Genomic DNA, 17,834 nt, shown 5'->3' with positions numbered 1-17,834 from the left:
CTGATGTATCGCGTGATGTAGTCCCTGATGTATTCCCGATGTATTCCTGAAGGAGCATGCGAATTTCTGGCAACCGCACACTCATGAGAAACTAAGCCGGTGACGCATACAACAGTGCCCGTAATCTTTGACCTTGACGGCACTCTTGTCGATCCCGCCGGGGGTATAACCGACGGTATCGCCGCGGCCCTCACCGAGCTTGGCCTGCCGGTTCCGGACAAGTCCCGGATGGACGCCATGATTGGGCCCAAGCTCAGCCATTCCCTGACGGAAATCGCCGGCGTTCCGGCCGCACAGCTGGAAGACGCCATTCGCATCTACCGTGCTCACTACGCATCCACGGGAATCGCGCAGAGCAGGCTGTACCCGGGAATCCGCGGCCTCCTCGAGGACTTCGTCGCCGCGGGGCGGCCCATCGCCGTCGCGACCCAGAAGCCGGAAGGGCTTGCCCGCACTGTCCTGGCGCACCACGGCATCGCCGGACTCTTCCACAGCATCCGGGGCTCCGCCGCGGACGAGGCCGCCAGCCCCGGAACGGGCTCCGTGCCCGACGGCTCCGTTCCCGACGGCTCCGTTCCCGAAGGTAAGGCCGGCATCGTCGCCGCCGCGCTCTCAGACCTCGCTTCCGCGGACCCTGCGGCCGCCGGCCGGGCCGTGATGGTGGGGGACCGGGCACAGGACGTCGCCGGGGCCGCTGCGAACGGACTGGACTGCATCGGCGTAGGCTGGGGGTTTGCGCCTGACGGCGAACTGCACGCGGCCGGTGCCGTCGAGATCGTGCACAACACCACGGCGCTTCACGCGACGATCAACCGGCTCTCCGAACGCCCGGGAACCACAGCCCTGAACGAGGTGCACACCGATGGCAATGTTTGACGCAATCCGCTGGACCACGCGGGGGCTTGTAACCACCACGTGCCGTCCCACGGTCATCGGCCTGGAAAACGTGCCCAAGGATGGGCCGTTCATTGTCGCCCCGAACCACCTCTCGTTCCTGGACAGCGTGATCGTCCAGGCCCTCATGCCGCGGCCCGTGGCCTTCTTCGCGAAGGCTGAATACTTCACCACCGGCGGCATCAAAGGCAAGGCCATGAAGTCCTTCTTCGAGGCCGTCGGCTCCATTCCGGTGGAACGCGGCGAGCAGGCGGCGAGCGTCCAGGCGCTGAAAACGCTGCTGGACATCCTCGACTCCGGCAAGGGCGTGGGCATCTATCCCGAAGGCACCCGCTCCCGCGACGGCATCCTGTACCGCGGCCGCACCGGCGTCGGCTGGCTGGCCCTCACCACCGGCGCGCCCGTAATCCCGGTGGGCCTGATCGGCACCGAACACTTGCAGCCCGCGGACAGCAAGTCCGTCAAACCGCAGCACTTCACCATGAAGGTCGGCGAGCCGTTGTACTTCGAGAAAACCGGACCGGACCATTCCCTGCCGGCCCGCCGCCAGGTCACGGACCGCATCATGGACGCAATCGCAGACCTGAGCGGCCAGGAACGCTCCACCAGCTACAACCAGAGCAAGTCGGCCGAATAGCGCGCAGCTCCCGGCCCCCGTGATCCGCCGGGCATGCGGCGGTGCACGTGCAACGGCACCGCCGGCGGCTCAGTAGACTTGATGTGTGGCAGATCCAGCGAGTTACCGACCCCAGACGGGTGAAATTCCGACCAATCCGGGCGTGTACCGCTTCCGCGATCCGCACGGCCGGGTCATCTACGTCGGCAAGGCCAAGAACCTCCGTGCCCGGCTGAACACCTATTTCGCCAACCCCGCCGGGCTCATGCCCAAAACCTACGCCATGGTCCACACGGCCAGCAGCGTCGAATGGACCGTGGTGGGCAGCGAACTCGAGTCGCTGCAGCTGGAATACACCTGGATCAAAGAATTCACGCCCCGCTTCAACGTGATGTTCAGGGACGACAAAAGCTACCCGTACCTCGCCGTGACGATGGGGGAGAAGTACCCGCGCGTCCAGGTGCTGCGCGGCGACCGGCGCAAGGGAACCCGGTACTTCGGCCCGTACACCGCCGGCGCGATCCGGGACACCATGGACACCCTGCTGCGGGTGTTCCCGGTCCGCAGCTGCAGCGCCGGGGTGCTGAAGCGCGCCGAAGCCAGCGGCCGGCCCTGCCTGCTCGGCTACATCGACAAATGTTCCGCGCCGTGCGTCGGCCGGATCTCCGCCGCGGACCACCGCGCCCTGGCCGAGGACTTCTGCACGTTCATGGGCGGCGAAGCCAAGCCCTTCGTCAACCGGCTGGAACGGGAGATGGCCGCGGCAGTTGCTGAGCTCGACTACGAACGCGCGGCCCGGCTCCGGGACGACATCGTGGCGCTTAAGAAGGTCTTCGAACGTAACGCCGTCGTCCTGGCCGAGGGCACGGACGCCGACGTCTTCGCCCTGCACGAAGACGAGCTCGAGGCCGCCGTGCAGGTCTTCCACGTCCGGGGCGGACGGATCCGCGGCCAGCGCGGCTGGGTGGTGGAAAAGGTCGAGGACTCCACCACCCCGGAACTGGTCGAACACCTGCTCCAGCAGGTCTACGGCGAGGAAGCCGGGCTCCAGGGCAGGTTGCCCCGGGAAGTGCTGGTGCCTGCCGAACCCAGCAACGCCCCGGAGCTCGCGCAATGGCTCAGCGGCCTGCGCGGGGCCCGGGTGGACATCCGCGTTCCCCAGCGCGGAGACAAGGCCGCCCTCCTGTCCACGGTCCGTGAAAACGCGGAGCACGCCCTCAAACTTCACAAATCCCGGCGCGCCGGCGACCTCACCATGCGCTCCCAGGCCCTGCAGGAAATCCAGGAAGCGCTCGAGCTTCCCGTGGCGCTGCTGCGGATCGAGTGCTTCGACATCTCACACGTCCAGGGCACCAACGTGGTCGGCTCCATGGTGGTGGTCGAGGACGGCCTGCCGAAAAAGTCCGACTACCGGAAGTTCGCCGTGACCGGCGCCGCGGCCACTGACGACACGGCGGCCATGCATGATGTGCTGACCCGCCGGTTCCGGCACTATCTTCAAGAAAAAGACGAGCAGGCGGCGGCCGCGGCCAAACCGGCGCACCAGGCCGCCCTGGACGCGGCAACCGCCGCGGCGGTCGCGGACTCCACGACGCCAACACCGCGGAGCAAATTCGCCTACCCGCCCAACCTCGTCGTCGTCGACGGCGGCAAACCGCAGGTCAATGCCGCCGCAAGGGCGCTGGAAGAGCTCGGCATCGAGGACGTGTATGTGGTCGGCCTCGCCAAACGGCTCGAAGAGGTGTGGCTGCCGGACAGCGATTTCCCGGTGATCCTGCCGCGCGCCTCGGCCGGCCTGTATCTGCTGCAGCGGATCCGCGATGAGGCCCACCGCTTCGCCATCACCTTCCACCGGCAAAAGCGCGGCAAGGCCATGACGGCCTCCGCTCTGGACAGCGTGCCCGGGCTGGGCGAATCCAAGCGCAAGGCCCTCCTGGCGGAGTTCGGCTCCGTCAAGGGGATCAAAGCCGCGACGCAGGAGGAACTCACCGGCGCCAAGGGGATCGGCCCCGCCCTGGCCGCCGCGATCGTCCGGCACTTCGCTGGCGGCGGCGTCGAGGAAGCCGCCACGGTTCCTGCCGTCAACATGACCACCGGCGAAATCCTCGACGCTTAGCTAGTGCCGCCAAACTTAGCTAGGGTAAAGACTTGGGTACGGCACGGCAGCGGCATCACCGCGGCCCGCGCGCAAACCTGACAACAGCAAATCGCACAGGCAGAGATGGGGCTTCACTGATGGCAGAGTCGACGGCAGGATCCGAGACGGATGCGGACGGCATGACACCCGTCAAACCCGTCGAGGCTGAACTGCTCGTGGTGACCGGAATGTCGGGAGCCGGCCGCAGTACCGCCTCGGACGCCCTTGAGGACCATGGCTGGTACGTCGTGGAAAACCTGCCGCCGCAGATGCTCGGCACGCTCGCCGAACTGGTGTCCCGGACACCGCACTCCATGTCCAAGCTCGCCGTCGTGATGGACGTCCGGAGCAAGGAACTGTTCGTCGACATGCGCGCGGCCCTCCGCGCCCTGGAAGCCACCGGCGTGAGCTTCCGCGTGCTGTTCCTCGACGCCAACGACGACGTCCTGGTGCGCCGCTTCGAACAGGGCCGCAGGCCCCACCCGCTCCAGGGCGGCGGCCGGATCCTCGACGGCATCGCCGCCGAACGCGAGCTGGTCCGTGAATTGAAGGACACCGCCGACATCGTCCTGGACACGTCCTCCCTCAACGTCCATGGCCTCGCCACCGCCATCACCGAACTCTTCAGCGAGACCGGGCCGGTGGCGCTGCGGCTGAACGTCATGAGCTTTGGCTTCAAGTACGGGCTGCCGGTGGACGCCAACTTCGTGGCCGATGCCCGCTTCATCCCCAACCCGCACTGGGTGCCGCAGTTGCGCCCGCACACCGGACTGGACAAGGACGTCAGCGACTACGTGCTGGAGGCCCAAGGCGTCAGCGACTTCGTGGAACGCTACGTCCTGGCCCTTGAACCTGTCCTGGACGGGTACCGGCGGGAGAACAAGCACTACGCCACCATCGCCGTGGGCTGCACCGGCGGCAAGCACCGCTCCGTGGCGGTCGCCGTCGAGCTCTCACGGAGGCTGGCGCAGTATCCGCGCGTCACGGTGACCACGACGCACCGGGACCTGGGCCGCGAGTAATGGCGCTGCTGACCGGCCCGCTGCCCCTTGTCCCGCCCGCCAGCGCGGCCTTCGCCAGCCAGCAGGACAAAGGCCCCTCCGTCGTCGCGCTCGGCGGCGGCCACGGCCTCTCCGCCTCGCTGTCGGCCCTGCGCCTGCTGACCTCCGAACTCACCGCGGTCGTCACGGTCGCGGACGACGGCGGATCCTCCGGCCGGCTCCGCGAAGAGTACGGCGTCCTGCCGCCCGGTGATCTCCGGATGGCCCTGTCCGCGCTGTGCGACGACACCGACTGGGGCCGCACGTGGCGCGATGTCATGCAGCACCGCTTCGCCCCCGGCAAAGGCCGCGGCGGCTCCCTCGATGAGCACGCGATGGGCAACCTCCTGATCGTCACGCTCTGGGAGCTCCTGGGCGACACCGTCGCAGGCCTGAAGTGGGCCGGCGCCCTGCTCGGCGCGCGCGGCGAAGTCCTGCCGATGTCCAGCGTCCCGCTGACCATCGAGGGCCAGGTCCGGGTCACCGCCCCGGACGGCGCGACGGCACTGCAGACCCTCACCGGCCAGGCCAAGTGCGCGGTGGCAGGGTCCCTGGAGCACGTCCGGCTCTTGCCTGAGAACGCTCCGGCCTGCACCGAGGCGCTGACGGCGATCGAGCTGGCCGACTGGGTGATCCTCGGGCCGGGCTCCTGGTACACGTCCGTGCTGCCGCACCTGTTGCTGCCCGAGATGCGCGAGGCCCTCGCCAACACCGCTGCCCGCCGGTGCCTGACCATGAACCTGGCCACAGATACCAAGGAGACGGCCGGCATGTCCGCCGCCGACCACCTCCGGGTGCTGCGCGAATACGCGCCGGAGTTCACGATCGACGTCATCCTGGCCGACCCGGCGTCGGTGCAGAACCTGCCCGACTTCGAGGCGGCGGCAGGAATGCTCGGTGCCGAGGTGGTCTTGGGTAAAGTGGGGGCGTCTGGTCGCCGTCCGGTCCACGATCCGTTGCGGCTGGCGACGGCGTATCACGATATTTTCGGGAATAGTTAGGAAAGGTGCCATGGCACTGACAGCATCAGTCAAGGAAGAACTTTCCCGTCTGGATATCAAGAAGTCCTCCGTCCGCAAGGCCGAGGTATCGGCGATGCTCCGCTTCGCCGGCGGGCTGCACATCATCTCGGGCCGGATTGTGATCGAGGCCGAAGTCGACCTCGCATCGACCGCCCGGCGGCTGCGCGCCGCCATCGCCGAGGTGTACGGCCACCAGAGCGAGATCATCGTCGTCTCCGGCGGCGGCCTGCGCCGCGGCAGCCGCTACGTGGTGCGGGTGGTGCGCGACGGTGAGGCCCTCGCACGCCAGACCGGACTCCTGGACGCGCGGGGGCGCCCCGTGCGCGGCCTTCCGTCGGTAGTGGTGAACGGCTCCGCCGCGGACGCCGAAGCTGTCTGGCGCGGCGCGTTCCTGGTCCACGGCTCGCTCACCGAGCCCGGCCGCTCCTCGGCCATGGAAGTCACCTGCCCCGGCCCCGAATCAGCCCTGGCCCTCGTCGGCGCGGCCCGCCGCCTGGGCATCCAGGCCAAGGCCCGCGAGGTCAGGGGAGTGGACCGCGTGGTGATCCGCGACGGCGACACGATCGCCGCGCTGCTGACGCGCATGGGCGCCCACGACGCGCTGATGGTCTGGGAGGAACGCCGCATGCGCAAGGAAGTCCGCGCCACGGCCAACCGGCTCGCCAACTTCGATGACGCGAACCTGCGCCGTTCCGCGCAGGCCGCCGTGGCCGCCGGTGCCCGGGTGGACCGCGCCCTGGAAATCCTGGGCGACGACGTCCCGGACCACCTGAAGTATGCCGGTGAGCTCCGGGTCGCGCACAAGCAGGCCAGCCTGGACGAGCTGGGCCGGCTCGCCGACCCCGTCATGACCAAGGACGCCATCGCCGGCCGGATCCGCCGGCTGCTGGCCATGGCGGACAAACGGGCCCAGGACCTCGGCATCCCGGGCACGGAAGCCAATGTGACGCCCGAAATGCTCGACGACTAGCCCGCCCCTAGAATCAACAGCAGGAATATCCCGGGGAATGAAATATCCGGGAGCCGCGGCTGGTTGTCGCCGTTGGATCCCACCGCAATTTTCCGGATGCCCCGCATCCGGATGCACAATCAAAAGAGTTACCGAACCGGACAACCCGTCCACGACATTGGAGGAATTTGTGACCGAGTACGTACTGCCCGAGCTCGACTATGACTACGCAGCGCTGGAACCGCACATCTCCGCGAAGATCATGGAGCTGCACCACAGCAAGCACCACGCCGCCTATGTGGCCGGCGCCAACAACGCCCTGGCCCAGCTGGCCGAGGCGCGCGAAAAGGGCGACTTCGCCAACATCAACCGCCTCTCCAAGGACCTCGCGTTCCACACCGGCGGCCACATCAACCACTCCGTCTTCTGGAAGAACCTCTCACCGGACGGTGGCGACAAGCCCGAGGGCGAGCTCGCGGCGGCCATTGACGACGCCTTCGGCTCGTTCGACGCGTTCCGTGCGCAGTTCAGCGCCGCGGCACTGGGCCTGCAGGGCTCCGGCTGGGGCTTCCTGGCCTACGAGCCCATCGGCGGCAACCTGGTCATCGAGCAGCTCTACGATCAGCAGGGCAACGTCGCACTCGGCACCACCCCGCTGCTGATGCTGGACATGTGGGAGCACGCCTTCTACCTGGACTACGTCAACGTCAAGGCTGACTACGTCAAGGCCTTCTGGAACATCGTGAACTGGGCCGACGTCGCCAAGCGCTTCGACGCCGCCCGCAAGAACGCGACGGGTCTCATCACCCTCTAGGCAGGTCCCTTTACCCTGCACAGGGTGACGGAATCGACTTCCGTTTGTAACAAACCTCACATTACGGGCCCTTCGGCCCGAAATGTGGACGGACTGCCCCTGCACTTGCGGGGGCAGTCCCGGTTAAACGTAAGATGGATCACGGAAGGCGGTTAGCCTTCAGCAATGTGGCTGGTCGCCCTCCGATCTGGTAATTATCTCTGCCCAATGGCGTGCGGGATCTGTTAGTTGGCTTGAACGCCTTCTCAACTAGTCGTGCTCGCAAGAGCACCAAGGAGACTGAAAACGTGACGACCCGTATTGGCATCAACGGCTTTGGCCGTATCGGCCGCAACTACTTCCGCGCCGCCCTCGCACAGGGCGCAGACCTCGAGATCGTTGCGGTCAACGACCTCACCAGCCCGGAAGCCCTCGCTCACCTCTTCAAGTACGACTCCGTGGGCGGCCGCCTGGCCGAAACCATCGAGGTCAAAGACGGCAACATCGTCGTCGACGGCAACATCATCAAGGTCCTCGCCGAACGCGATCCCGCGAAGCTGCCCTGGGGCGAGCTCGGCGTCGACATCGTCATCGAGTCCACCGGCTTCTTCACGAAGGCCGCCGATGCGCAGAAGCACATCGACGCCGGCGCCAAGAAGGTCCTCATCTCCGCCCCCGCGTCGGATGAGGACATCACGATCGTGATGGGCGTCAATGACGGCCTGTACGACAACGCCACGCACCACATCATCTCCAACGCCTCCTGCACCACCAACTGCCTCGGCCCGCTGGCCAAGGTCATCAATGACGCCTTCGGCATCGAGCGTGGCCTGATGACCACCATCCACGCCTACACCGCCGACCAGAACCTGCAGGACGGCCCGCACAAGGACCTCCGCCGCGCCCGCGCCGCCGCCATCAACATGGTGCCCACCTCCACCGGTGCGGCCAAGGCAATCGGCCTGGTCCTGCCGGAGCTCAAGGGCAAGCTCGACGGCTACGCCATCCGCGTGCCCGTTCCCACCGGCTCCGCCACCGACCTGACCGTCACGGTTTCCCGCGAGACCACGGTCGCCGAAGTCAACGCCGCCCTCAAGGCAGCATCGGAGACCGAGGAGCTCAGGGGCCTGCTGACCTACACCGACGAGCCGATCGTCTCCTCCGACATTGTCGGCGACCCGGCATCGTCCATCTTCGATTCCGGCCTGACCAAGGTGATCGGCGACCAGGTCAAGGTTGTGTCCTGGTATGACAACGAGTGGGGTTACTCCAACCGCCTCGTGGACCTCACGGAGCTTGTCGCGTCCAAGCTGGGCTAGGGTAAGACTCATGACATTTCACACCCTCAACGAACTGATCGCTGATGGTGTCCGCGGGCGGTACGTTCTGGTCAGAAGTGACCTGAACGTGCCGCTCGACGGCTCTACAGTGACTGACGACGGCCGTATCAAGGCCTCCCTGCCAGTGCTGGCGAAGCTCACGGACGCCGGTGCCCGCGTGCTGGTCACAGCACACCTCGGCCGCCCCAAGGGCGCGCCGGAGGAGAAGTACTCCCTCAAGCCCGCAGCCGCACGGCTGGCCGAGCTTGCCGGGTTCAAGGTCTCCCTTGCCGCCGACACGGTTGGCGGGTCGGCCAAGGAGCTCTCCGCGGCGCTGCAGGACGGCGAAGTGCTGGTCCTGGAAAACGTGCGCTTCGACGCGCGGGAGACCTCCAAGGACGACGCCGAGCGCGGCGCCTTCGCGGACGAGCTGGTCGCCCTCACCGGGGACAACGGCGCCTTCGTCGATGATGCCTTCGGTGCGGTGCACCGCAAGCACGCCAGCGTGTACGACGTCGCCACGCGGCTGCCGTCCTACCAGGGCGACCTTGTCCGCACCGAGGTCGAGGTGCTGCGCAAGCTCACCACCGACACCCAGCGGCCCTACGTCGTTGTCCTCGGCGGCTCCAAAGTCTCCGACAAGCTCGCTGTGATCGACAACCTCCTGGGCAAGGCGGACACGATCCTGGTGGGTGGCGGGATGCTGTTCACCTTCCTCGCCGCCGCGGGTCACAAGGTCGCGGGCAGCCTGCTCGAAGAGGACCAGATCCCGGTCGTCCAGGACTACCTGAAGCGCGCCGCCGACGCCGGTACCGAGTTCGTCGTGCCCACCGATGTTGTGGTGGCGGGCAAGTTCGCCGCCGACGCCGAGCACGAGACTGTTGCCGCCGACGCCATCGAGTCGGGCAGCTTCGGAGCCCAGGGCATCGGGCTGGACATCGGACCGGTCTCGGCAGCGGCGTTCGCGGAACGGATCAAGGACGCCCGGACGGTGTTCTGGAACGGGCCCATGGGCGTGTTCGAATTCGCGGCCTTCGCCGGCGGTACCCGGGCCATCGCCCAGGCCCTGACCGAGACGGAGGCATTCACCGTGGTTGGCGGCGGCGACTCGGCGGCAGCGGTCCGGACACTCGGCTTCGCCGATGAGGCGTTCGGCCACATTTCCACCGGCGGCGGCGCAAGCCTGGAGTACCTTGAAGGCAAGGAACTCCCCGGCCTGAGCGTCCTCGACCGTTAGAAGCACTGACCGCTAAAAGCACCGGCATTTGAGCCGGCAGGGTGCCCTCCGCAGGGAACCGGGCGCCCTGCCGGCTGCTCCCACACACCAAGAACTCCTGGAGATCACGTGACCACGTCAACCAACGGTAAATTCGACCGCAAGCCCTTCATCGCCGGCAACTGGAAGATGAACATGGACCACGTCCAGGGCATCACCCTCCTGCAGAAGCTCGCGTGGACCCTGTCGGACGCCAAGCACGACTACAGCCGGGTGGAGGTCGCCGTCTTCCCGCCGTTCACGGATCTCCGCGGCGTCCAGACCCTGGTCCAGGGCGACGAGCTCGCCGTCGTCTATGGCGGCCAAGACCTTTCCCAGTTCGACTCCGGCGCCTACACGGGCGACATTTCCGGCCAGTTCCTCGCCAAGCTCGCCTGCAGCTACGTCCTGGTCGGCCACAGCGAACGCCGCACCATCCACAACGAGTCCGACGCCGTGCTCAACGCCAAGACCAAAGCCGCCTTCCGGCATGGCATCACCCCGGTCCTCTGCGTCGGTGAAGGCCTGGAGATCCGGCAGGCCGGCACCCACGTGGACCACACCCTCGCCCAGCTGCGCGCCGGCGTCGAGGGCCTCACCCCGGAGCAGGCCGCCGAGCTTGTAGTCGCCTACGAGCCCGTGTGGGCCATCGGCACCGGCGAGGTCGCAGGCCCGGAGGACGCGCAGGAAATGTGCGCCGCCATCCGTGCCGAACTGTCCACCCTCTTCGGAGCAGACGTCGCCGCCAAGACCCGCCTGCTGTACGGCGGCTCCGTCAAGGCCAACAACGCGGCCTCGATCCTGAAGGAGCGCGACGTCGACGGCTTGCTGGTCGGCGGTGCCAGCCTGGACGCTGCCGAGTTTGCTAATATTGTCAGGTTCGAGAGTCACCTGTTGACGGATTAGTCCGGACACAGCCTGACCCCCGCAATCCAATCCTTCTGAAAGGCCGTCGTGGACGTTCTTCATGTCATTCTGCAGGTCCTCCTGGGCATCACCAGCCTCCTGCTGACGTTGCTCATCCTGCTCCATAAAGGACGCGGAGGCGGCCTGTCCGACATGTTCGGCGGCGGCATGAGCTCGGGCCTGAGCTCCTCCGGCGTCGCGGAACGGAACCTCAACCGGTTCACGGTCATCCTGGGAATCACCTGGGGCGTGGTGATCATCGCCCTCGGCCTGCTCATGCGGTTCAGCACAGGCGCCGATTCCTAGGACGCCCGTCCGACAACTTCATATGGGGTCCTTATGGCCCTCCCGGCATCGGGAACTCACGAACTACACTGTGGCTGTCGTCTTGCACTTCCACCAGCCAAGTAGCCAGGAGTTCCCGATGCTGCATTCTGCTTCCGGATTCAAAGGAATCCGTGTGGGCGCCACCGAGGGGGCAACTCCCCGCCACGAACCACTGAACGGGGCCGGCGTACGCCAGCCCCGTATTCGTGTATCGTTCCGGTGCGCCAAGGGCCATGAAACCTCGCTCGTGTTCGCACAGCTTCCGGAGGAACAGATCCCCGGAGTTTGGGACTGCCGGCGCTGCGGCGGCACCGCAACCCGCGACGAATCAAAGTTTGCCCTGGAGGAAACGCCAACAGAAGGCTTCAAGACGCATCTGGAATACGTTAAAGAGCGGCGCTCCAGCCAGGACGCCGAAGACGTGCTGGCTGGAGCGCTGGAACGTCTACGCTCCGGACGGACCCTTCCGGACGAGCTGCTCCGGGACCCGTGAGGCCGCGTCCTCGTCAATCAGCCACAGCGTTTCCCGGCGGCCGCGCGGCCCCGCGGCGGGCACCTGTACGGGATTGGCGCCGGCCAGGGCCAGCCCTACGGCGCCGGCCTTGTCATCACCGGCCACCACCATCCACACCTCGGATGCCGTGTTGATCGCCGGCAACGTCAGCGACACCCGCGCCGGCGGCGGCTTGGGGGAGTTGTGGACGCCCACGACAGTCAGTTCCTTCTCCCGGATGCCGGCCTGCTCCGGGAAGAGCGAGGCGACGTGCGCGTCCGGCCCCACGCCGAGGAGGACAATGTCCAGGCGGGGAAGCCGCGCCGGCTGTTCCGGCCTGTCGTCGGACATGTCCGCGGCGTGCTCACCGGCCGCCGCCTCGGCGAGCCGGCGGGCATAGTCGGCCGCGGCGTCGTCCGGGCTGTCGAAGTCATCGGTGGAACCGGGCACATGGACGCGCGCCGGATCAACATTGATGTGGGACAGGAGGGCGTCCTGGGCCTGGCGGGCGTTGCGCTCGGCGTCGCCGGCCGCCACGAAGCGCTCGTCACCCCACCAGAAGTTCACCTTGGACCAGTCGACGGCCCGCGCCGCGGGCGATTCGGCCACGGCCCTGAGCGAGCCGATGCCCATCGTTCCCCCGGTAAGCACCACCGTGGCCTCGCCGTGCCGGTCCTGGATATCCACCAGCTTGGTAATCAGGCGGGCTGCGATCGCCGCCATCAGAACGGTCGAGTCAGGATGGATGCTTACTCTCGGGTCAGCGCTCACTGGGACGGACACTCCTTAGATTGGTACGCGGCAGTCCCATAGTAATCACTTCACCGAAGACTTCGTCCGGATCCAGGCGGCGGAGTTCTTCGGCCAGGCAGTCCTTGAGGCTGCGGCGGGGCAGCGAGATCCGCTGGGCGGGCTGGCCGGGCTGGGTCAGTTCGGCGATGGTAAGCCCGGGCCGGAAGAGCTGGATGTCGCCGCCGGGCCGGGTCAGCCGGACGCGCCGGATGCCGGTTCCGGCCGGATCCGCCACGATCGTCACGGGAACGTCCAGGGCCAGGGTGAGCCAGGCTGCGAGAAGCACGGTGCTGGGTGAGTCCGAGGCGCCCTCGACGGCCACGGCCGTCACCGGCGAGTCGTCCACCTGGTCCAGGACCGCGGCCAGCTGGATGCGCCAGTTGGTCAGCCGGGTCCAGGCCAGGTCCGTGTCGCCGGCCTTGTACGTGCGGCGGATGTTCTCCAGCGCCGCGACCGGGTCCGCTTCATTGGCCGAGTCGGTGATCCGGCGGTGCGCGATGCCCCCGACCGAGGTCTGGCACGCGTTCCTGGGCGCGCCGTGCGGCCACCAGGCCACGATCGGGGCGTCCGGGAGCAGCAGGGCCGCGACGAGGGATTCGCTTTCCTCGGCGAGTTCGCCGTAGCCGCGCAACAGGATCACCTCGGAGGCGCCGGCGTCGCCGCCGACGCGGATCTGGGCGTCCAGCCGGGTTGGGGCCGAGGCCCCGGCGTCGGCGAGGACGATGATCCGGCACGGGTGTTCGCGGCTGGCCTCGTTGGCGGCCTCGATGGCCTCCTCTTCCAGCCCGGAGCGGGTGACGACCACGAGGGTCAGGACCCGGCCCAGGGCGATCACGCCGCCCTGCTCGCGCAGGGCCATGATCTTCTTGGAAATTTTGGAGGTGGTGGTATCGGGAAGATCTACGATCATGGCCTTCTCCAGGTTCGTCCGTCGCGGGCTAGGAGCTCATCGGCCGAGGCGGGGCCCCAACTGCCGGGAGCGTAGGGCTGGGGCTGTTCGTCCAGGCCGGCCCAGTATTCCTCGAAGGGATCCAGGATCTTCCAGGACAGCTCAACTTCCTGGTGCCGGGGGAACAGCGGCGGCTCGCCGAGGAGCACGTCCAGGATGAGGCGTTCGTAGGCTTCGGGACTGGACTCGGTGAAGGAGTGGCCGTAGCCGAAGTCCATGGTGACGTCCCGGACCTCCATCTGGGTGCCCGGAACCTTGGAACCGAACCGGATCGTGGCGCCCTCGTCAGGCTGGACCCGGATCACCACGGCGTTCTGGCCGAAGTCGTCCTCGCCGTGGTCCGTGAAGAGCAGGTTTGGTGCGCGCTTGAACACGACGGCGATCTCCGTCACCCGGCGCCCCAGCCGCTTGCCGGCGCGCAGGTAGAACGGCGCGCCGGACCAGCGGCGGGTGTTGATGTCCACCCGGATCGCGGCGAACGTCTCGGTCTTGGAATCGGCCGGGATGCCCTCCTCCTCCAGGTACCCGAGGACTTCCTCGCCGCCCTGCCAGCCGCCGGTGAATTGCCCGCGGGCAGAGTGGGAGGAGAGGTCCTCGGGGAGCCGGACGGCGGCGAGGACCTTTTCCTTCTCGGCACGCAGGTCGTCCGCGTTGAAGGAAATCGGTTCTTCCATCGCCGTCAGGGCCAGCAGCTGCAGCAGGTGGTTCTGGATGACGTCGCGGGCCGCGCCCACGCCGTCGTAGTAGCCTGCCCGGCCGCCGGTCCCGATGTCCTCGGCCATGGTGATCTGGACGTGGTCCACATAGTTGGCGTTCCAGAGCGGCTCGAAGAGCTGGTTGGCGAAGCGCAGTGCCAGGATGTTCTGCACCGTCTCCTTGCCCAGGTAGTGGTCGATCCGGAACACCGCGTCCGGCGGGAATACCGACTCGACGATGTCGTTGAGCTGCCGGGCCGACTCGAGGTCGTGTCCGAACGGCTTTTCGATCACCACGCGGCGCCAGTTGTCGCCCGCGGCCTGGGCCAGGCCGTGCTTGGAGAGCTGACGGCAGACCTGTTCGAAGGCCTTCGGCGGGATCGAGAGGTAGAACGCGTGGTTTCCCCGCGTCCCGCGCTGTTCGTCGAGCTCATCGATCGTGTCGGAGAGCCGCTTGAACGCCTCGTCGTCGTCGAACTCGCCCTGCACGAAGCGGATGCCCTCGGAGAGCTGCTTCCAGACCGTTTCATCGAACGGGGTGCGGGCGTACGCCTTGACGGACTCCTTGACCTCCGCGGCGAAGTCCTCGTTCTCCCACTCGCGGCGGGCAAAGCCCACCAGCGCGAAGCTCGGCGGCAGCAGCCCGCGGTTGGCGAGGTCATACACGGCGGGCATGAGCTTCTTGCGGGCGAGGTCCCCGGTCACCCCGAACAGGACCAGCGACGCCGGTCCGGCAATACGGTTCAGACGGCGGTCACGGGGGTCCCGGAGCGGATTGCGCCCCCGGCCGGCCGTGTTCCTGCCGCCGTTGTAGGTTTCTGGCATGGTTGCGTGGGTGCCTTAGCTTTCAGTGGAGGGTGCTGCCTGGCCGGCAAGGGAGGTGACGAGCTCCTGGAGCTGCTTCACACCCGCGGCGCGGTCGGCCAGGTGCAGCCGGAGGACCGGACGGCCGTGCTCGGACAGGACCTGGGCATCGCCCGCGGCCTGCGCCGAGATCAGCTCGCCGAACGTGAACGGCCGGTCCGGGATGGCCAGGTCAGCCGCGGATGCGGCCGTGACCTGCAGGAAGACGCCGATCGCGGGTCCGCCCTTGTGGAACTGGCCGGTGGAGTGCAGGAACCGCGGGCCCCAGCCAAAGGTGACCGGGCGTCCGCTGGCCGCGGCCAGTTCGTCCCGGACGCCCTCGAGGCTGGCATAGGCCAGCCGGTCGAAATAGGCCTGGACGCTGAGGTAGTTGTCCGGGCCGAGTTCGCCCAGCAGGGCGCTGACGGCCTCGGCCGCTGTGCCGGCGTTGCCGAGCCATTCCCCGCCGCGGACCTCGATCGCGCCATCGGTGAAATTCGCCGGCGTCGGTGCGGGCTGTGCGTCCAGCAGGCCGCGGGCGGCGATCTTCGCTGCCTCGACGTCCGGCTGGTCGAACGGGTTGATGCCGAGCAGGCGGCCGGCCACGGCGGTGGCGAATTCCCACACCATCATCTGCGTGGCCAAGCCGCCGGCGATGGCGACCTCGTTCTCGCCGAGCTGCACGTCGGCATCCGCCGCGACGAGCCGGATGACCAGGACGTCGGGGGCGCCCAGGGTGGCTTCCGGGGAGGCAGGACCGGCTACGACCGGCAGCACGCCGGTGCCGAGCTTGCCCGTGGATTCGGCGATGAGCTGCTCGGCCCAGTCGGCGAAGCCCACGATCCCGGATCCGTCCTCCGCGATGACGATCTTGTTGCGCAGCGGGGTGGTGCCGCCCAGGGCGGTGCCGAGGGCGAGGCCGATGTTGTCCTCCGAGTCCTCATTGAGGATCTCGCCGGCTTCTTCGGCCTCATCCAGGAAAGCCTGGATATCGACGCCGGCCAGCCCGCACGGGACCAGCCCGAAGGCGGTCAGAGCCGAGAAACGGCCGCCGACGTTCGGATCTGCATTGAAGACGGCGCGGTAGCCGGCCTCCCGGGAGGCCTTGTCCAGCGGCGACCCCGGGTCGGTGACGATGATGATGCGGCTCTTCGCATCGATCCCGGCATCGGTGAACGCCTGCTCGAAGATCCGGCGCTGGGAATCGGTTTCCACAGTGGAGCCGGACTTCGACGAAACCACGATCGCGGTTTCGTCCAGCCGGTCCGCCACCGCGGCACTGACCTGTTCGGGGTCGGTGCTGTCCAGAACAGTCAGCTCGACGCCAGCGGTGCCCGCGATGACTTCAGGCGCCAGCGAAGAGCCGCCCATGCCGCAAAGGACGATCCGCGTTACGCCCTCGGCCTTCAGCGCGTCACGGAGTTCGAGAATGTCGCCGACCAGCGGCTGGGAGACGGAAGCCGCCTCGACCCAGCCCAGCCGGACAGCGGATTCCTGCTCTGCGTCCGGACCCCACAGGGTGTGGTCCTTCGCGAAGATCCGGGTGGCGATGCGGTCTTCCAGCAGTGCCGGGAGGTGCTGCTCATGTGCCTGGCGGGCTGCGCCGGTGGCGTCGTAGCTGAGTGTGCTCATGGTGGGTTAGGAAGCCTTCCGTGCAGAGGCCAGGGCGCCTTCGACGTCACCCAGCAGTTCCTTCCAGCTGGCCACGAACTTGTCCAGGCCTTCGGATTCGAGCAGGGCGACGACGTCGTCATAGGAAATCCCCAGCGCGTCGAGGGAGTTCAGCGTGGCGTTGGCGTCGTCGTAGCCGCGGGAGACGGTGTCGCCCGTCACGGTGCCGTGGTCGAACGTCGCGTCGAGCGTCTTCTCCGGCATCGTGTTGACGACGCCGGGGGCGACGAGTTCGGTGACGTAGAGGGTGTCCGGGTAGGCCGGGTCCTTCACGCCGGTGGAGGCCCACAGCGGGCGCTGCGGCAGGGCGCCGGCCTCGGCCAGCAGGGCCCAGCGTTCGGTGGAGAAGAGCTCCTCATAGACCTGGTAGGCCAGGCGCGCGTTGGCCAGGCCGGCCTTGCCCTTGAGTGCCTTGGCTTCCTCGGTGCCGATGGCGTTGAGGCGCTTGTCGATTTCGGCATCGACGCGGGAGACGAAGAAGGACGCGACCGAGTGGATCGTGGACAGGTCGTGGCCGTTGTCCTTGGCCTGCTCGAGCCCGGACTGGAAGGCGTTGATCACGGCGCGGTAGCGTTCCAGCGAGAAGATCAGGGTCACGTTGACGCTGATGCCCTCGGCCAGGGTGGCGGTGATGGCCTCGAGGCCTTCGAGAGTGGCCGGGATCTTGATCAGGACGTTGTCCTTGTTGACCTTCTTGTACAGGTGCTTCGCTTCGGCGATGGTGCCTGCGGTGTCCCAGGCCAGGCGGGGGTCGACCTCGATGGAGACACGGCCGTCGACGCCCTTGGTGGCCGCTGCGACGGGGGCGAACAGGTCGCAGGCGTCGGCGACGTCGGTGGTGGTGATTTCGAAGACGGTCTCTTCGACGGTGGCGCCGGCGGCGGCCTGGGCGGCGATCACGGCGTCGTAGTCGTGGCCGGCGGTGATGGCGGCGTGGAAGATCGACGGGTTGGTGGTGACGCCAACGACGTTCTTCTCTTCGATCAGCTTGCGCAGGGTGCCGGTCTGGAGGCGGCCGCGGGAGAGATCGTCGAGCCAGATCGAGACGCCGGCGTCGGAGAGCTGCTGGGTGGGGGTAGTCATTTCATAACTCCTGGAAATCATGGGTTCCGGGGGCACAGCGTCCCCCGGAA

Annotated in this window: 17 protein-coding genes; 12 read left to right on the top strand and 5 right to left on the bottom strand. The window is 67.5% G+C overall.

The features are described 5' to 3' along the window. The first annotated feature begins 99 nt into the window (after positions 1 to 99). The 12 genes from AC1DFR_RS01775 (at position 100) to AC1DFR_RS01720 (ending at position 11,751) form a co-directional block, all read left to right on the top strand. The gene (locus AC1DFR_RS01775; RefSeq protein WP_476872563.1) at positions 100 to 876 is read left to right on the top strand and encodes an HAD hydrolase-like protein; all 777 of its coding nucleotides are present in this window, start codon (positions 100 to 102) and stop codon (positions 874 to 876) included. After that, a complete protein-coding gene (locus tag AC1DFR_RS01770; RefSeq protein ID WP_026266350.1) occupies positions 863 to 1,531 on the top strand; it encodes a lysophospholipid acyltransferase family protein in 669 nt (222 codons plus the stop codon). Before AC1DFR_RS01775 ends, AC1DFR_RS01770 begins: the two co-directional genes overlap by 14 nt. An 85-nt stretch (positions 1,532 to 1,616) precedes the next feature. Next, a complete protein-coding gene (uvrC, locus tag AC1DFR_RS01765) occupies positions 1,617 to 3,626 on the top strand; it encodes an excinuclease ABC subunit UvrC (protein WP_476872562.1) in 2,010 nt (669 codons plus the stop codon). 119 nt (positions 3,627 to 3,745) lie between these two features. After that, positions 3,746 to 4,669 carry an RNase adapter RapZ gene (rapZ, locus tag AC1DFR_RS01760; protein WP_018773001.1) on the top strand — a complete coding sequence of 308 codons (924 nt, stop codon included), beginning with the start codon at positions 3,746 to 3,748 and terminating at the stop codon, positions 4,667 to 4,669. Further along, the gene (locus AC1DFR_RS01755) at positions 4,669 to 5,688 is read left to right on the top strand and encodes a gluconeogenesis factor YvcK family protein (protein ID WP_028276839.1); all 1,020 of its coding nucleotides are present in this window, start codon (positions 4,669 to 4,671) and stop codon (positions 5,686 to 5,688) included. The genes rapZ and AC1DFR_RS01755 overlap by 1 nt, the downstream gene beginning before the upstream one ends. A 10-nt stretch (positions 5,689 to 5,698) precedes the next feature. Further along, on the top strand, positions 5,699 to 6,679 hold the full coding sequence (whiA, locus tag AC1DFR_RS01750; protein WP_018772999.1) for a DNA-binding protein WhiA: 981 nt from the start codon (positions 5,699 to 5,701) through the stop codon (positions 6,677 to 6,679). 169 nt (positions 6,680 to 6,848) lie between these two features. Then, positions 6,849 to 7,472: a superoxide dismutase gene (locus AC1DFR_RS01745; protein WP_028276840.1), complete on the top strand. Its 624-nt coding sequence runs from the start codon at positions 6,849 to 6,851 to the stop codon at positions 7,470 to 7,472. Between the two features lie 287 nt (positions 7,473 to 7,759). Then, positions 7,760 to 8,770: a type I glyceraldehyde-3-phosphate dehydrogenase gene (gene gap / locus AC1DFR_RS01740; RefSeq protein ID WP_028276841.1), complete on the top strand. Its 1,011-nt coding sequence runs from the start codon at positions 7,760 to 7,762 to the stop codon at positions 8,768 to 8,770. Between the two features lie 10 nt (positions 8,771 to 8,780). Continuing rightward, positions 8,781 to 10,007 carry a phosphoglycerate kinase gene (locus AC1DFR_RS01735; RefSeq protein WP_476872561.1) on the top strand — a complete coding sequence of 409 codons (1,227 nt, stop codon included), beginning with the start codon at positions 8,781 to 8,783 and terminating at the stop codon, positions 10,005 to 10,007. 108 nt (positions 10,008 to 10,115) lie between these two features. Beyond that, positions 10,116 to 10,931, top strand: a complete 816-nt coding sequence (gene tpiA, locus AC1DFR_RS01730) for a triose-phosphate isomerase (RefSeq protein WP_018772995.1) — start codon at positions 10,116 to 10,118, stop codon at positions 10,929 to 10,931. A 48-nt stretch (positions 10,932 to 10,979) separates the two neighbouring features. Next, complete coding sequence (gene secG, locus AC1DFR_RS01725) at positions 10,980 to 11,237, top strand: preprotein translocase subunit SecG (RefSeq protein WP_018772994.1); 258 nt, start codon at positions 10,980 to 10,982, stop codon at positions 11,235 to 11,237. A gap of 118 nt (positions 11,238 to 11,355) precedes the next feature. Then, positions 11,356 to 11,751 carry an RNA polymerase-binding protein RbpA gene (locus tag AC1DFR_RS01720; protein WP_079549567.1) on the top strand — a complete coding sequence of 132 codons (396 nt, stop codon included), beginning with the start codon at positions 11,356 to 11,358 and terminating at the stop codon, positions 11,749 to 11,751. On the opposite strand, the gene pgl is transcribed toward AC1DFR_RS01720, so the two are convergent. From pgl to tal, 5 genes are read right to left on the bottom strand one after another with little or no spacing between them, the layout of a single operon-like run. Next, positions 11,704 to 12,522 carry a 6-phosphogluconolactonase gene (gene pgl / locus AC1DFR_RS01715; protein WP_290370274.1) on the bottom strand — a complete coding sequence of 273 codons (819 nt, stop codon included), beginning with the start codon at positions 12,520 to 12,522 and terminating at the stop codon, positions 11,704 to 11,706. The two genes, AC1DFR_RS01720 and pgl, sit on opposite strands and share 48 nt — an antisense overlap. Beyond that, positions 12,512 to 13,453, bottom strand: a complete 942-nt coding sequence (locus AC1DFR_RS01710; protein ID WP_028275501.1) for a glucose-6-phosphate dehydrogenase assembly protein OpcA — start codon at positions 13,451 to 13,453, stop codon at positions 12,512 to 12,514. The genes pgl and AC1DFR_RS01710 overlap by 11 nt, the downstream gene beginning before the upstream one ends. After that, positions 13,450 to 15,012 (bottom strand): glucose-6-phosphate dehydrogenase, encoded by a 1,563-nt coding sequence (gene zwf / locus AC1DFR_RS01705; RefSeq protein ID WP_476849618.1) that lies wholly within the window; start codon positions 15,010 to 15,012, stop codon positions 13,450 to 13,452. The genes AC1DFR_RS01710 and zwf overlap by 4 nt, the downstream gene beginning before the upstream one ends. Before the next feature lie 15 nt (positions 15,013 to 15,027). Further along, complete coding sequence (locus AC1DFR_RS01700) at positions 15,028 to 16,662, bottom strand: glucose-6-phosphate isomerase (protein ID WP_476872560.1); 1,635 nt, start codon at positions 16,660 to 16,662, stop codon at positions 15,028 to 15,030. Between the two features lie 6 nt (positions 16,663 to 16,668). Beyond that, the gene (gene tal / locus AC1DFR_RS01695) at positions 16,669 to 17,784 is read right to left on the bottom strand and encodes a transaldolase (protein ID WP_476872559.1); all 1,116 of its coding nucleotides are present in this window, start codon (positions 17,782 to 17,784) and stop codon (positions 16,669 to 16,671) included. Positions 17,785 to 17,834 lie beyond the last annotated feature (50 nt).

The sequence above is a fragment of the Arthrobacter sp. 05T410 genome (assembly GCF_056396505.1).
The sequence above is the reverse complement of the archived record's forward strand: the minus strand, read 5'-3'. Positions and strand labels throughout refer to the sequence as shown.

What these genes read in the sequence shown, in the direction of transcription:
- AC1DFR_RS01770 (WP_026266350.1), top strand. Translation starts at nt 863, where the DNA reads ATGGCAATGTTTGACGCAATCCGCTGGACCACGCGGGGGCTTGTAACC.
- rapZ (WP_018773001.1), top strand. Translation starts at nt 3,746, where the DNA reads ATGGCAGAGTCGACGGCAGGATCCGAGACGGATGCGGACGGCATGACA.
- AC1DFR_RS01755 (WP_028276839.1), top strand. Translation starts at nt 4,669, where the DNA reads ATGGCGCTGCTGACCGGCCCGCTGCCCCTTGTCCCGCCCGCCAGCGCG.
- whiA (WP_018772999.1), top strand. Translation starts at nt 5,699, where the DNA reads ATGGCACTGACAGCATCAGTCAAGGAAGAACTTTCCCGTCTGGATATC.
- AC1DFR_RS01735 (WP_476872561.1), top strand. Translation starts at nt 8,781, where the DNA reads ATGACATTTCACACCCTCAACGAACTGATCGCTGATGGTGTCCGCGGG.
- AC1DFR_RS01720 (WP_079549567.1), top strand. Translation starts at nt 11,356, where the DNA reads ATGCTGCATTCTGCTTCCGGATTCAAAGGAATCCGTGTGGGCGCCACC.
- AC1DFR_RS01710 (WP_028275501.1), bottom strand. Translation starts at nt 13,453, where the DNA reads ATGATCGTAGATCTTCCCGATACCACCACCTCCAAAATTTCCAAGAAG.
- zwf (WP_476849618.1), bottom strand. Translation starts at nt 15,012, where the DNA reads ATGCCAGAAACCTACAACGGCGGCAGGAACACGGCCGGCCGGGGGCGC.
- AC1DFR_RS01700 (WP_476872560.1), bottom strand. Translation starts at nt 16,662, where the DNA reads ATGAGCACACTCAGCTACGACGCCACCGGCGCAGCCCGCCAGGCACAT.
- tal (WP_476872559.1), bottom strand. Translation starts at nt 17,784, where the DNA reads ATGACTACCCCCACCCAGCAGCTCTCCGACGCCGGCGTCTCGATCTGG.